Genomic DNA, 14,597 nt, shown 5'->3' with positions numbered 1-14,597 from the left:
ACTTTCGTAGGATTGCAACGCGTTATGATAAGCTCGCTCATGTTTATCTGGCTACGGTTTACATTGCCTCAATTTGCATCTTACTTAAGTAGTTTTCAGACGGACCCTAGTTGTCTGAAAATTATTGAATATTTATTTTAAAATTTTTTCGTTCGACCACTCTTTTCATTAATTTTACTGATCTTTTCTCGCCCTAACAAAAAAACACCACCGCGTCCGGTAGTGTTTGCCATTTAGTCTTCACCAAATGAGAGATAAACCTCTATTCAATTCATTGGGAAATCAAATAAAGGGGTAAATAAATGGTAAGTTAAAGATACCACGCCAAATGATAAAAATCTATTCATTTTATCATTTAATTTTAATTTTATTTAACGCTCTGTGTCGTGTTGGCATCGTGCAGCACCGTTTCGGGATGAACCAGGTTACTTGGGTGTTGCACCACATCCCCCACTGAATGTCCCGAAATGTTCGTCAAACACGTCAACACAAAGATAATTCCCACGGCGATGGTCAACAGGCGCGTGCCCCAGCCCATCTTTTCGCTGATGACTGACCCGTAAAAGTCCTTCTTAACCCGGGCCGCCATATTGGTTGCGTTCGGTTCTGCCGCTTGACGTTCTTCCGTTACCTGCTTCTGATAAGCATCAATGTCGAAGGCCTTTTGGTTCTCCTTCATTTGACGTTGAAAATGCTTCTTTTCTTTCTTGGTTTGGCCCTTGAACCACTTGGTAAACTCACGGTAATGTTTGACAACATCCTTGGTGGCACCCAATTCCTTGAGCGTCCCATAGTGAATCCAAGCGACCCGATCACACAGAATTTCAATCTGTTTCAACGAGTGACTGACAAAGACAATCGTTTTGCCCTCATCCTTAAATTCCGCAATCTTGTCCACACACTTTTGGTAGAAAGTATCGTCACCAACTGACAGCGCTTCGTCAATGATCAAGATATCCGGATTAACGTGGACGGCGATTGAGAATCCCAGCCGTGACTTCATCCCAGAGGAGTAACTCTTGACGGGTTGGTACAAGAAATCACCAATATCGGCAAAACCAACGATATCGTCCATTAACGCATCAATTTCTGGATTCGTTAAGCCTTGCATCAACGCCTTCAGCCGAATGTTCTCTAAACCGGTTAAATTACCCCGCAGACCGGCACCGATCGCAATGATTGACGTGTCGCCACGAACATCCACAATTCCCGTCGTTTGGGGAATGATTCCAGAAATAATGTTGGACAACGTGGACTTACCCGAACCATTGACCCCGATCAAACCTAACGTTTCACCCGGTTTAACTTCCAATGAAATTCCCATTAGTGACCAGAAATGTGGCACTTTAGTGTTGCTCAGGGAAAAGAACGACCGCAGTTTTTCTGATTGACTCTTGTAGAGGTCATATTCCTTGGTGACATTTTGGACCTTAATTTTGTAAGAATTATCCATGAATTAAACTTCCTAACTCAGTTATTAACGTTTCCTAGTATGGCTCATTCGTCATTCATGAGCTCAGTCTTGTGTATTATACCAAAAAACTACCGCCTATGGGTAATTTCTCGTTGGCCTTAGAGATTTCTTTAGGCCCCGTCTGTCAATGACCCAAAACAAAAGGAACCGCAATGACTCACGGTTCCCTTGCCACCTTTATTGTAAAGCCCTGGCATCGACCCAGTATCTGGTCTTATTCCCGTTAAATTGAATCCGATACCACGTCGTCTTATACGCCGTCTTCGTGCCCTTCAAATTAACGGTAACTTTTGTCCCTTTTTTACTGCCACTTGGCCATTTTAACGTCTTCTGGTCAAAGTGGGTATTCTTGATATGGTTGTAAACGTGGTACTTGCTGTACTTACTTGCCAGCTTTTTCTTACCACTCGCAGCCGTGTAGACCACGTAGTCGTACTGTGGGCTAGCCGCCGCTTCTGTTGACGCAATCCAATACTTCTTATTGCCGACTTTAATCCGATACCAGGTCGTCTTATACCCATCCTGATTGCGAATCGCTTGATTGTCCGCCGTATAAGTCTTGGCCGTCAACTTACTCAGTGAGCCCTTAGCTTTGGCCAGATAGGGTGAGTTATACACGTGATCGTAATAACTCCCCTTCATCCCACTGTTAATCCTAACCTTCGCGGTGCCACTCGTATACTTAACCGTTGGGAAGGTGAGCCCTCCCGTGTACAGCCAGTACTTCTTAGCGGTCTTCTTACTGGAGAAACGTACCCGGTACCACGTGGTCTTTTTCTTCGACTTAGGGTCCGTCTTGACCGCACGCATGTCCAAATAAACCTGCTGTCCTGTGTAGTCATTGAGCTTATTCCAAGACGTCTTGGTGATGTTAGCTCGCGTATTCTTCACGTGATTGTACAACACATAGTGCGTGTGCTTACTGCTCAAACGCGCCGTTTGGTTTCCCGTCGCACCATAATACTTAGCAGTTGCATAGGTCACTGTCGGCTTAGTGGTACTGGATGAGCCAGAATCCACAGAACTACCATCACCGCTGCCATCAAGCAAGGTGTCTAGGCTGTATTGCTTAATGATTGAAATCAGACTCGTTCCATACGTCGGCGAGGTTGCGTAAATTCCAGTCAACGAATTAGCCGCTGCACTGTAAGTCGCTGCATTCTCCCGCCACGTTCCACTGTAGATCTTAGGATTATAAACGGTCCCATTTCGCAGTAGCTGGGCATTATCCGTCATCGATGCTTTCGCACTGGGATACTTCCGAAAGTTAGCCGTCGTGTAATACAGCTGACCGTTCGAATTGTATTCTGCGGTCTTCATCGCGACTGATTGGCCGTTGTAACTCCCTTTAATTCCAAAATAATTATTCGCTTGGGTCGTCAGCTCACTGGTCCCCCACGCACTCTCTAGTGCTGCCTGGGCCATCATCACGGATGGATAGAGTTTATACTGATTGGCCACGGAGGTGACCGGACTCTTCAACTGGTTAATAAACCCTTGAGGATCTGTGGTCGCCGCATGACCAACCCGTCCTATGCTGCCGGCGCTAACACCCACAACGAGTGCCGCGAGCAGCCACTTCTTCATTCGCTTCATCTTACCAATTTCCCCCTTAAAATCGAACCACACACTAAGAATACCATAATTTAGGGAAGCGCTTAAAGGAAAATTAGTAAGATTTATGCGGATAACCCGGTTAGTTAGTCTAGTTGACTAGCAGCCGCATCGTCTAAGATGACTTGCACGTTAGGATGCGTTTGCAAATAGCTTGCTGGAACATCAGGCGTAACGGGGCCTTGGAGCATAGCGGCCACTGCTGCCGCCTTGGCTTCACCGTAAGCTACGATGAGGATTTCCTTAGCTTGCAAAATGGAGCCAATGCCCATTGAGTAAGCGTAACGTGGGACTTCATCCGCGTCATCAAAGAAGCGTGCATTAGCGGCAATAGTGGAATCCGTCAAGGCCACCTTATGCGTGGTTGATTTTGGATCTGTTCCCGGTTCGTTAAACCCAATATGACCATTCTGGCCTAATCCTAGAAGTTGCAGATCAATCGGATGGTCAGCAATAATTTGGTCATACTGTTGCGTGGCTGCCGTAGCGTCCAAATTAGAACCATCTGGAACATATGATTGTGCAAATGGTTTGCGGTCAAATAAATGATGTTGCATGAAGTAATGGTAACTCTGCGGATGATCCGCAGCTAACCCGACATATTCGTCAAGATTAACGGACGTCAACTGGCTGAAGTCCAGATCACTGGCCACGAGTTGGTCATAAATCGTCACAGGCGTGCTCCCCGTTGCCAGTCCTAGGACCTTGGCTCCTTGGTTAATCGCTTGTTGGAAAATCTTGAATCCGGCTTGGCCGCCAGCCTGCTTGTCACTGACGATTTGAACGTTCATGTTGGTTAATTGCTTCATTTCATTCAGTCTCCCTCTCCTAATGGTATAGTCCGATTATAAATGCTCTATACCAATTTTTCAAGTAAACAGCTCAACTTTTTTGCTTTTTTGAAAATTCGCACCACTTAACCGCTAGTCTTTTCATCAGTCCCTAATCAGTTTAATCGGCAAACAAAAAGGATGTCCACTGCTTTTAACAGTGACCATCCTATTTCCGGCGAATCCCCCGTCGATTGGCACTCAAAGCATTCTGCTGCTTCTTGAACTTCTCAAAGGTCGCGTCGCGTTGTTTTTGATTTTTATGAGCATCGACTCGTTTCGTATATTTCATTAAATGTCACCTCGATTTTTCAATGTTTTCATGAATGTACTATACAACGAAAGCCGAAGCGACGCAAGAAAAAGCCATTTTCTTGGAAAAATCTATTAAGCCGGTCGCACATCACCTGCGGCTGTCAAAGCTTCCGCCTGCTGTGGGGCTTGAGAACCGTCCTCCCCACAGCGTTCCAGCTCAAAGTTGGCGAACGGTAAGGCGACAGAAATCATCTATGTTGTCTATTTTTCAATCATTCAAGCGTGATGCCACGGCCCTTACAGAATTTTTTAAGTTTCAACCTTTAACCTTTGAAAGGTAAAAAAAGAGCCGCTCGGCAAAACCGAGCAGCTCTCACGAAACTTAAGTTATTTAAAATTACTCAACCGTCACACTCTTGGCCAAGTTACGTGGCTTATCCACGTCCAGACCCTTGTTCAAGCTCGTGTAGTAAGCCAGTAGTTGAGCCGGTACCACACTTAACAGTGGCATCAACATTTCGTCAACGTCTGGTAAGACCAGATCATCGCCGTCAATAGCTAAGCTTTCCCGAACAATCGTCATCGTCTTCGCCCCACGTGCCATGGTTTCTTGCAGATTGCTCCGCGTCAAACCAGCAGTCTTCGCCTGGGTAATGAAGCCAATAACTGGCGTGTCCTTTTCAATCAACGCAATGGTCCCATGCTTCAATTCACCGGAAGCAAAACCTTCAGCCTGAACGTATGAAATTTCTTTCAACTTCAGAGCAGCTTCCAACGAAACAGCGTGGTCAATGCCCCGGCCAATGTAGAACGCCCGGTTGGACTTCATCAGATAGTCGTTGGACATCTTTTCCAACGTATCCTTTTCGTCAACGATCGCCTGCATCCCGGTTGCCACCAGGCCTAGCTGTTGCCGCACGTTGAAATCTTGGGCCACAATTTGCCCAGTCGCTTCGCCTAAGGCCTTAGCCAGGATTGCTTCCAGAGCAATCTGCGCCGTGTACGCCTTGGTAGAGGCCACGGCAATTTCTGGACCGGCGTGCAGGAGCAACGTGTACGTCGCTTCACGCGATAACGTCGAGTTCTGAACGTTCGTGATCGTCAAGCTAGGGTAGCCGGCATCGTTCACGTTAACCAAGACTTCTCGACTATCCGCAGTTTCACCAGACTGGGTCAAGAAGATAAAGAAAGGCTTCTCGGACAGCATCGGTTGTTCGTACGCGAACTCGGAAGAAACGTGAACTTCCGTTGGGATGTGGGCCAACTTTTCAAAGAGGCGCTTGCCGACCAAACCAGCATGGTAACTCGTTCCGGCACCCACAATGTACAACCGGTCGGCAGCTTCCATGGCGTCCAACAGCTTGTGGTCAATCTGTGGCACACCGTGTTCTGACAGGTACGTCTGTGCTAATTTCCGCATCACGTTAGGTTGTTCGTCGACTTCTTTCAGCATGTAGAATGGGTAGGTTCCCTTATCAGCAGCATCCGCGTTCATGTCAACGTGGAATGGCTTGCGTTCTACGGGGTTCCCCACAGCATCCTGAATAGCTACCTTATCTGGTGTAATGGTTACCACTTCACCATCCATGAGCTCCAAGAACTCATGCGTTTCCTTCAGCATGGCCAAAGCATCGGAGCAGACCACGTTAAACCCGTCGCCGACACCAATTAACAGTGGGCTCTTGTTCTTAGCAACGAACAACGTGTCTGGTTGTTCCCGATCCATCATCAAGAAAGCGTAAGATGACCCTTTGAGCAGGCCTAAAGTCTTGAGGAAAGCAGCCTTGGCGTCCAAATTATCTTCAATGGCAAACTTGTCAATCAGTTGAACCACGACTTCAGTATCCGTTTGGCTTCTAAAAGGAACGTCGCTTAAGTACTTAGCCTTTAGTTCTTGGAAGTTGTCGATCACACCGTTGTGAACCAAGTAGAAGCGATCATCATTTGAAAAATGTGGGTGAGCATTGTCGACACTCACAACACCATGGGTTGCCCAACGCGTGTGGCCAATCCCGGTTGACCCATGAACGTCTGGCGTCACCTTAGAGCGCAATTCTGAGATCCGCCCCTTAGTCTTAACCAAGTAGTCCTGACCCTTTTGATCATTTACATAAATACCAGCTGAGTCATAGCCCCGGTATTCCAACTTTTCGAGACCATTTAATAAGATTTTAACGGCATTGTCATTACCAGTAACCCCAACAATTCCACACATAAGTTATCTTCCTTTTCTCGACGCCAGTCCCAGAAACACAGGAGGGTCGGTAGATTAATTGAGAAATGTATCTGTTTTCTTATAAATTGGTATAGACTGAAACATTTTGAAAAACATTTCTGAATGACTTTACTTTACAGCGTTTAGCAGGGGTTGTCAATCAAAAAATATCAAACTGGTCTATCACAATATTTATAACGGATTTTCATGAAAAAAAGAGGCTTGCACCAGTGGCAAGTCCCTTCTTTTCACTCTTTTTCCAAATTAACTAACTAGTCAATCCCGGCTTCTGCCCGAACTACTTCAGCGATTCGTTCAACGTATGCGGCCACTGATTCTTCAGTTGGTGCTTCCGCCATTACCCGCAGTAAGGGTTCTGTCCCAGAAGGCCGAACCAAGACCCGACCGTCGCCGGCCATTTCTTTTTCAACCGTGGCAATCATCGCTTGCACTTTCGGATTGTCCTGGGCCGCCTGCTTGTCTGCTACCTTGATGTTCACTAACTTTTGAGGGTACGTGGTGACGTCCGCTGCTAATTCAGACAGCTTCTTCCCCGTTACCTTCAAAATGTGGAGTAATTGTAAACTAGTCAATAAGCCATCACCGGTCGTATTAAAGTCCAAGAAGACCACGTGACCAGACTGTTCGCCACCCAGGTTGTAACCAGACTTACGCATTTCTTCAACCACGTAACGGTCCCCAACCTTAGTCTTGACTGATTGTAACCCGTGAGCGGCCATGGCCTTGTACATCCCCAGGTTACTCATCACCGTCGTCACAATCGTATCTTTCTTTAACCGGCCATGTTCCGCCATGTATTTCCCACAGATGTACATGATCTTATCACCATCAACGATGTGACCTTGCTCATCCACCGCAATACACCGGTCACCATCACCATCAAAGGCCAAGCCCACTTGGGCACCTTGTTCGACCACAAACTTTTGTAATTGTTCGGGGTGCGTTGACCCCACTTGGTCGTTGATATTCAACCCATTGGGCGTCGTAGCGATCGTGTCAAAGTCCAGATTCAAGTCGGCGTATAACCGTGAAACTAAGCCACTGGTAGCACCATTGGCAGAATCTACGGCAATGTGCAGGCCTTCAAGATCATCCGCGATCGTTTGTTCCAGGAATTGAATGTACTTTTGACTACCTTCAGAGTAATCCTCAACGGTCCCCAAGCCTTCCGTGGCTGGCCGTGGCAATTCATCGCTAGTGCCATCCAACAGTGCTTCAATTTCTTCTTCCATTTCGTCAGAAAGCTTGTAGCCATCGTTCCCAAAATACTTGATCCCATTGTATTCTACCGGATTATGTGAGGCCGTAATCATTACCCCGGCAGCGGCACCTTGCGTCCGTACCAAGTAGGCCACGGCTGGCGTTGAGATGACGCCTAACCGGAGCACTTCAATCCCGACCGATAGGAGACCAGCAACTAACGCATTTTCCAGCAATTGACCAGAAATCCGCGTATCCCGCGCAACTAAAACTTGGGGGTGCTTGTTCTCGCTATCAGCGTGTTGCGTCAACACGTAGCCGCCAAAACGGCCAACCTTAAATGCTAACTCGGGCGTCAATTCTTGATTGGCAACCCCACGGACGCCATCAGTTCCAAAATACTTCATCGTCATTTTCCTCATTTCTCAAACAATTTTCGTTAATTTGTTGTGGCCTTGATCGTCACTTTAATCGTTGACGGGTCAAATGCCGTCACGTCATTGTCACTCGTGTCGAGGGTGACCGTCTTCGTCGTATTGTTCTTCACATCGCTGACATCGACGTCCACGGCGACGCTATCCAGATCCTTCAGTTGCGACGCACTACCATACGCCGTCACTTTGGATACGTTACTGGTTAGTTTATACGTCGTTCCGGACGAGCCATTCTTCGCGTTCAGGTCTAACCCGACCTTTTTGCTCTCACCATCCGACGTAATCGGCAGATTGGCCGTCGTCGTTGATGGCGTTAAGATCACGTTGACCGTATTGCCGTGACTGTCCAAGGCTTCGATCACCGCTTGGCTATTTACAGTCTTCTTCGAGTTCTGTGGCACCGTCAGCTGAGCAATCACCTGTTTAATCCGGGAGATTTCGTTAGCTGCTCCGGTAGCCTTCACGCTCGTCACGTCAGAAGTTGCCTTGCCCGGTGAGTAACCGGCAGCGATATTTTGACTATTGTACCGTACCTTGACGGGGAAGGAGACCGTCTTTCGTGGTTCAATATCCACCGTAATCTTAGCCGGAGAAATCTTCGACTCAATCTCATGGTTCAAACCCTCTTGGTGTAGGGTCACTCTGTGTTTGCCCACGCCCAGATCACTCAAAGCCGCGTAAACTTTAAAATTTTGCGTATTTGCCGTAGTAGTGACTAACGCCAGCGGCCCACGCAAGGTCACTTTCACCTTCTGTGGGTACCCCGTCACGAAGTACTTATTGCTGTTGACGTTGAGTTGTAAAGGGACTGATACGGTCATCGTCTTCGTAGCCGTCAACGACGTGTTATTCGTCGAGCTCGTCGATTGCGTACTGGTGGAAGACTTCGTGCTATTCACGTAGAAAAACAACAGAATCGCTAAGATGAGGGCTAAGATTCGATACAGCCATGTTGTATAACGCTCATTTTTCATTAGCGCCGCCCCCCTCTAAAGCGTTGATCAAACCAATCTAGGGCCTTAACCAGGACGTTACCACTGTTAGCCGCTTCTTCATTAACTAATTCATCCCGCAAGAATTTCAGATAATCGGCCTGCGTCAATCCCCGCAAGAGTTCGTTGTTCTTGGTGATTGACACTTCGCCGGTCTCTTCAGAAATGACGATCGTCAACGCATCCGTTACTTCGGAAATCCCGACGGCTGCCCGGTGACGCGTCCCCAACTCCTTAGGAATTAAATTACTCTCGGATAGTGGCAGATAGGCCGCCGCCACTGCGATCCGGTTATCCCGAATGATGACCGCTCCATCATGCAAAGGCGTGTTGGGAATGAAAATGTTAATCAACAATTCCCCGGTCAGTTCCGCATCCAGATCAATTCCCGTTTCAATGTAGTCTTCCAATCCAGTATCCCGTTGAATCGTCATTAACGCTCCGATTCGGCGCTTCGACATGTACTGAATGGCCTTATCCAGGCCCTCAATCATCCGATTAGCCGCTTCGTTTTCATGACGAATCCGCACGAACAATGATCCGCGGCCCAAGTGTTCCAGGCCCCGCCGAATTTCCGGCTGGAAGATAATAATGATGGCAATAACCCCCCAGTTGATCACCTGGTCGACTAACCACGATACCGTGTTAAGCCCCAGATAAGAACTGACGAACTTTACCAATAAGATCAAAATGACCCCACGGAAGAGCTGGATGGCCTTAGTTCCCCGTAACATCACGATCAATTCATAAATGACAAACCACACGACTAAAATATCGAGCAGATTGACTAGATTCCCTATTGTAAGGAGATTGCCCCAATCCAGGTTCATGACTTTCCCTCCAAATTGAATTCAAATTTCATTATAGCACGGGGCCGCTGACATTTCGCCCCGAATCCGCAGAATCCCCTGGTAAATCGCCGCGTCACTGGCGTAAATTTTACGGAAAGATTAAGCTCAACTTAAATCAGTATTTTCTTAAAAGGATTCTGGTAAACTAGAAGTCATATTCCGGTCATTTTTGACCAAAAGGCTGTAAAATAAAGTTAAGTATTCGTGGAAGGGAAGGGTGATGACTAATGAATCGGCGGGCCCGGTGGGAAATCAGAATATTCTTTGTTGTCTGGCTAGTCTTCCTGTATTTCCGGGCCAAAGACCCCTTCTCATTTCTCATCCTCAACACTTTCCTGGGGTACATCCCCATTGAGCTGAGTTTTCACCTGGGAGCTAACAAGCCTAAGAGTGCCTGGCTATTCTGGCCATTGCTGATCGTCTGGCTGTTATTTTACCCGAATGCGCCTTACTTATTAACGGACCTCTTCCACTTGTCCCTGCTACAACCCTATGCGCTCAGCGGCTTACTACGTGTGACGCCGCACCTGTGGATCTACTTCACGTACATGATTATCAGCGCGATGAGTTGTACTCTACTAGGCTTCTGGAGTCTGAACTATGTGAGTCAAACAGTGACCGCGCGTATCGCCCGCGGAAACGGCCTTATTCGTGTGTTAGTGGTTGTCTTGCTCACCTTCCTAACGTCCGTGGGCTTATACATCGGCCGCTTCTTGCGAATTCACACCGTTTACCTCTTCATCAATCCGGAACAGTTTGTCCGGCCAATCATGAATATGTGGACCAGTAATATGTGGATCTTCGTGGGCCTGCTGACCTTCATCCAGCTCTTCTGTTACTGGATTCTCTACCTAATCATGCACAACCATCAACAAAGTGAATTACCCGATTAAACATCTTGGGCGACGACTTTTCAAGCCGGCGTCCTTTTTTGTGCCGTAAATTTAGAACGAAAGTCGTCGTTAAAGCTTAAATAATCTAGAAAAAAGTAGTCCGAACCAGTCACCTGCGGCTGGCAGAGATTCCGCCTGCTGTGGGGAACGCCTGCGGCCTGGGAAGCGGTCCTCCGGCTCGGTTTGAAACCTGACTAAGACCGTCAGTTTCCAAACGCGTCCCACGCTGTAAGCCGAGGATCGGCTTACACCGTCGACACAGCTGGCTCCATCTCTGCCCTCCTCCGGTTACAGTAGTCGTTGAATAGAAAATTGCTTAAAAAACGATGTGTTCGTATTCAACCAAGGATAATTGACAACCTCAACGTAGCCGTGAGTGAGTCAAATTTGAGCTCAGCCGTGGGATTTACCAAGTGGGTTCTCTTGGTAAATGGCGCCTTTGAGACGTGATTCTCGGCTCAAAGCGAGGTTCGAGACCGCTCTATGGCTCGAGCCGTCCTCCCCACAGCGCTCCAGCTCAAATTTGGCGAACGGTAAGGCGGCAGTTTCTGGCAGCCAGAGCGCGATAGGTTTAATAAAACAAATTATTCATGACGTTAAGATAAGTTAGATTATTTCATCTTTCAGTATAAATAAAAAACTGTGTTCAGCCGTCCGCTTTAGGAACAGCCTGAACACAGTTTTATTAGTTGCACTGATGGCACTGAATGCCGACCTGAGGAAGCTATTCGCCCTCTTCATCCGTCAACGACATCACCAGTACATTTTCAGCATAGTTCACGTACTGACGTAAATGGGTAGCCTGGATCCACGTAATATTCCCCGCCTCTAACAGCGTCTGAATCCCAGTCCGTTCCGCACCTAGCGCCCGCACCCGTAATTTATTAATCTGATGTTGATAGTCATCATTATGATGTGGCGCCGTGGCCGCCTTGGCCCGCTCAATCCGATTACGGTATTGAACCAACAAGTGATAAACGGCTTGGTTATCGAACTGCGTCTCATCAATGTCCGTCCGCGCCAGATACTCCGATAACGCCTTGATCGCCGTCTTGGCAGTCTCACGTTCAATTAGGTTGTTTTCAGCGTGTAAGCGATCGGTATCCTCAGAGTGTAACCAATACGCCGCATCCCGCCATAAATGCTTGAAGAATCGGCGCCAATAATTGATCATGCCCGGCATGGTATGCCCCGAGACTTGGGTCAACCGTCCCTCTAAGTTTTCAATTCGCCGCAGTGCCCCAACGTAACTGGTCTGCGTAATCTTTTCTCCCTGACGGAGTTCCTTTAGGGTCGCCCGTTCGCCATCAATTGCCACCTGACGTAACTTAATCTCATCGTCCAAAACCTTTTGCATCACCGTATCGGCCCGATAGCTCATTTCCAATCGCCGAATAATGAATTGGTAGTCTAGAATCAAGTCGTAGGCTGCCCGTTGATTCTTGGGCCGCCGCAATTCTTCAATCTTAGAAATTGCCAGCCGCATAATGTAAGCCCGCGCTTCTTCTTCGCTGATCTGACGAACCGGCTCCTCTGGAAATTCTTCGACGTCATCGTCTAAGTTAATATCATTAGCAATGTCATCACTGGCACTCGCCCGCGTCTGTAAGGGTTGTTTATCCGTGGAAATTAACGGCAGCATAATGGTCGCTGCCACTAAACTGATAATAATGACCCCAGAAGCGACGAATAACATCAATGCCCGCGCTGGAAAGTCAGCACCACTGGCAATTACCGTTGGCACTGACAGCACCCCAGCCATGGTAACGGCCCCCCGTACACCGGAGAGGCCTGACAACACCGCCGTCCGAAACCCCGGTCGTTCATCGCTATGATTGTGGGTCAGCCGTTGGAAGAGAATGTAGCCATACGTCCACAACGTCCGAATAACGACCAAGACGACCCACGCCATCAGGGCAAAGAACAGGGCCTGGCCCGTGTTGAACTGACCACCCTTGATGACCTGCGACGTGGCAACCGGTAACTCGATTCCCAAAATGACAAACACGATACCGTTCAATGAATAGATAATAATATCCCAGACTTTTTCGGTTACCAGCTTTAACTCCGGTGAGTCCTCTACAATTCGACTTTCCCGTGCGTGGAACAAGACGCCAGCTGTCACCACCGCGATCACGCCGGAAGCGTGGGTAATTTCTTCCGTTACTAAGTAAATGACAAATGGTGTCGCAATCTGTAAAACGGTGTTAAAAATCACATCGTCAATGCCCTGCCGGCGGAGAATGTCCATCAGCAACTGGATGGCCGTCATGAAGATCAATCCCGACAGCAACCCAACGATACTGATATAGACAAAGTCACCCACCGCAGTGCCTATCGAGAAGGCCCCAGTGACTGTCGCCGCAATCGCATATTTAAAGGCAATCAGGCCACTCGCATCGTTAATGAGGCTTTCCCCACTCACCAAGTGCATGAGACTGGCGGGGAGCTTCACTTGCTTAGAAATCGACTGAACGGCGACCGGGTCGGTTGGCGACAAGATCGCCGCCAAAGCGAAGGCCACTGTCAGCGGCATCTTCGGGATCAATTCGTAGATCAGAAAGCCACCCAGTAAGGTCGTCAAGAAGACCAGCCAGATCGCATTTCCAAAGATGGGCCCCCGCAACCGCCACAATTCGCGTTTGGGAAAACGGCGACCATCATTATACAGTAATGGTGCAATGAACAATAATAAAAACCAATCGGTCTCTAGTGGCACTTCGAACTGCCAAACTAAAGCGACGACTAGCCCCAGTGCAATTTGAATCAAACTGACTGGAATAAACGTGAGGTAGTGACTGATAATATTAGAAAATAGGACCAGAACAATTAACAAAATCACTGCTTCAACTATAGGCACATAGGGTCCCCCCTTTTTCTCTTATTTTGAAGTTGGTTCTTCACCGATAATCCGAACTTCGGTTTCTAGGTGAACTTGGTCTTCTTGCCAGATGACCTCTTGAATGTGGTGAATTAAATTCAGATAGTCCGTTGCGGTCGCATGGTCAATATTCACAATAAAGCCCGCGTGTTTCGTTGATACTTGAGCGCCACCTAACTGCTTGCCTTGCAACCCCGCTTCTTGAATGAGTTGGCCCGTGTAATGCCCAGTAGGTCGCTTAAAGACACTCCCACAAGATGGCAAGTCCAAGGGTTGTTTAGCAGCGCGACGGGCGTTCAGATCGTCCATCTGCGCTTGAATAGCTTGCCCATCACCGGGTTTGAGTGAAAAGGTCGCCGTTAAAATAATATCGTGATAATCCTGAACGGAACTGTGCCGGTAGCCAAAGTCTAATTCTTCAGCGTTGAGCGTTCGAATCTCACCTTCAGGCGTTAACACTTCCGCAGCGGTGACCGCTTCACTGATTTCACCCCCATAAGCCCCGGCGTTCATGAAAACGGCGCCCCCGACACTACCGGGGATTCCGGCGGCAAATTCAACGCCGCTTAATGCATGCGCCTGGGCCACCTGAGTGGTCTTAATCATGGCTGCACCGGCTTCTGCTGTCACAGTATTTCCGTCAGCAGTGATCGTGTTCATCTTGGTCAAAATCATGACCAGGCCGCGAATACCACCGTCCCGAACAATGAGATTGCTGGCATTACCAATCACCGTAACGGGTAACTTTTCTTGATTAGCATAGGCCAACAGCGATTTAGTCTCTTGGATATTGGTCGGAAAGGCCAGATAGTCAGCTGGCCCCCCGGTCAACGTATGCGTGTAATGCGCCAAGGGTTCGTTTCGTAAAATTTCAATCGCTGGAAATGCTGCCGTAATCTCTTCCATCATCATTATTTCCCTTCGTTTCTCAAAAGTT

11 protein-coding genes and 1 pseudogene are annotated in these 14,597 nt (G+C 47.9%); 2 read left to right on the top strand and 10 right to left on the bottom strand.

Features of this window, described 5'->3' with window-relative positions:
- Nucleotides 1-92 (top strand): annotated as a pseudogene (locus HF569_RS09675) (IS5-like element ISLpl3 family transposase); the annotation flags it as partial.
- A 275-nt stretch (nucleotides 93-367) separates the two neighbouring features.
- Here the strand turns inward: HF569_RS09675 and HF569_RS09670 are convergent.
- The 8 genes from HF569_RS09670 to cdaA form a co-directional block, all read right to left on the bottom strand.
- Nucleotides 368-1,453 carry an ABC transporter ATP-binding protein gene (locus tag HF569_RS09670; RefSeq protein WP_168850295.1) on the bottom strand — a complete coding sequence of 362 codons (1,086 nt, stop codon included), beginning with the start codon at nucleotides 1,451-1,453 and terminating at the stop codon, nucleotides 368-370.
- A gap of 198 nt (nucleotides 1,454-1,651) precedes the next feature.
- Nucleotides 1,652-3,070: a glycoside hydrolase family 73 protein gene (locus tag HF569_RS09665; RefSeq protein WP_168902271.1), complete on the bottom strand. Its 1,419-nt coding sequence runs from the start codon at nucleotides 3,068-3,070 to the stop codon at nucleotides 1,652-1,654.
- 104 nt (nucleotides 3,071-3,174) lie between these two features.
- Nucleotides 3,175-3,879 carry a glucosamine-6-phosphate deaminase gene (locus HF569_RS09660; protein ID WP_168902272.1) on the bottom strand — a complete coding sequence of 235 codons (705 nt, stop codon included), beginning with the start codon at nucleotides 3,877-3,879 and terminating at the stop codon, nucleotides 3,175-3,177.
- Between the two features lie 208 nt (nucleotides 3,880-4,087).
- Nucleotides 4,088-4,210 (bottom strand): hypothetical protein, encoded by a 123-nt coding sequence (locus tag HF569_RS12535; RefSeq protein ID WP_255457891.1) that lies wholly within the window; start codon nucleotides 4,208-4,210, stop codon nucleotides 4,088-4,090.
- A gap of 360 nt (nucleotides 4,211-4,570) precedes the next feature.
- Nucleotides 4,571-6,388: a glutamine--fructose-6-phosphate transaminase (isomerizing) gene (gene glmS, locus HF569_RS09655; protein ID WP_168902270.1), complete on the bottom strand. Its 1,818-nt coding sequence runs from the start codon at nucleotides 6,386-6,388 to the stop codon at nucleotides 4,571-4,573.
- Nucleotides 6,389-6,660: 272 nt separating this feature from the next.
- The gene (glmM, locus tag HF569_RS09650; RefSeq protein ID WP_168902269.1) at nucleotides 6,661-8,016 is read right to left on the bottom strand and encodes a phosphoglucosamine mutase; all 1,356 of its coding nucleotides are present in this window, start codon (nucleotides 8,014-8,016) and stop codon (nucleotides 6,661-6,663) included.
- Nucleotides 8,017-8,048: 32 nt separating this feature from the next.
- Nucleotides 8,049-9,017, bottom strand: a complete 969-nt coding sequence (locus HF569_RS09645) for a CdaR family protein (RefSeq protein WP_168902268.1) — start codon at nucleotides 9,015-9,017, stop codon at nucleotides 8,049-8,051.
- Nucleotides 9,017-9,865 (bottom strand): diadenylate cyclase CdaA, encoded by an 849-nt coding sequence (cdaA, locus tag HF569_RS09640; RefSeq protein WP_168850290.1) that lies wholly within the window; start codon nucleotides 9,863-9,865, stop codon nucleotides 9,017-9,019. The genes HF569_RS09645 and cdaA overlap by 1 nt, the downstream gene beginning before the upstream one ends.
- A gap of 248 nt (nucleotides 9,866-10,113) precedes the next feature.
- On the opposite strand from cdaA, the gene HF569_RS09635 reads away from it, so the two are divergent.
- A complete protein-coding gene (locus tag HF569_RS09635; RefSeq protein ID WP_168902267.1) occupies nucleotides 10,114-10,779 on the top strand; it encodes a DUF1361 domain-containing protein in 666 nt (221 codons plus the stop codon).
- Between the two features lie 724 nt (nucleotides 10,780-11,503).
- On the opposite strand, the gene HF569_RS09630 is transcribed toward HF569_RS09635, so the two are convergent.
- Together HF569_RS09630 and murB are read right to left on the bottom strand one after the other, a co-directional pair.
- Entirely contained in the window at nucleotides 11,504-13,639 is a 2,136-nt protein-coding gene (locus HF569_RS09630) for a cation:proton antiporter (RefSeq protein WP_168849239.1), read from the bottom strand.
- Between the two features lie 21 nt (nucleotides 13,640-13,660).
- Nucleotides 13,661-14,572, bottom strand: a complete 912-nt coding sequence (gene murB / locus HF569_RS09625) for a UDP-N-acetylmuramate dehydrogenase (RefSeq protein WP_168902266.1) — start codon at nucleotides 14,570-14,572, stop codon at nucleotides 13,661-13,663.
- Nucleotides 14,573-14,597: the final 25 nt, after the last annotated feature.

The sequence above is a fragment of the Levilactobacillus tujiorum genome (assembly GCF_012641185.1).
Lineage (GTDB): Bacteria > Bacillota > Bacilli > Lactobacillales > Lactobacillaceae > Levilactobacillus > Levilactobacillus tujiorum.
The sequence above is the reverse complement of the archived record's forward strand: the minus strand, read 5'-3'. Positions and strand labels throughout refer to the sequence as shown.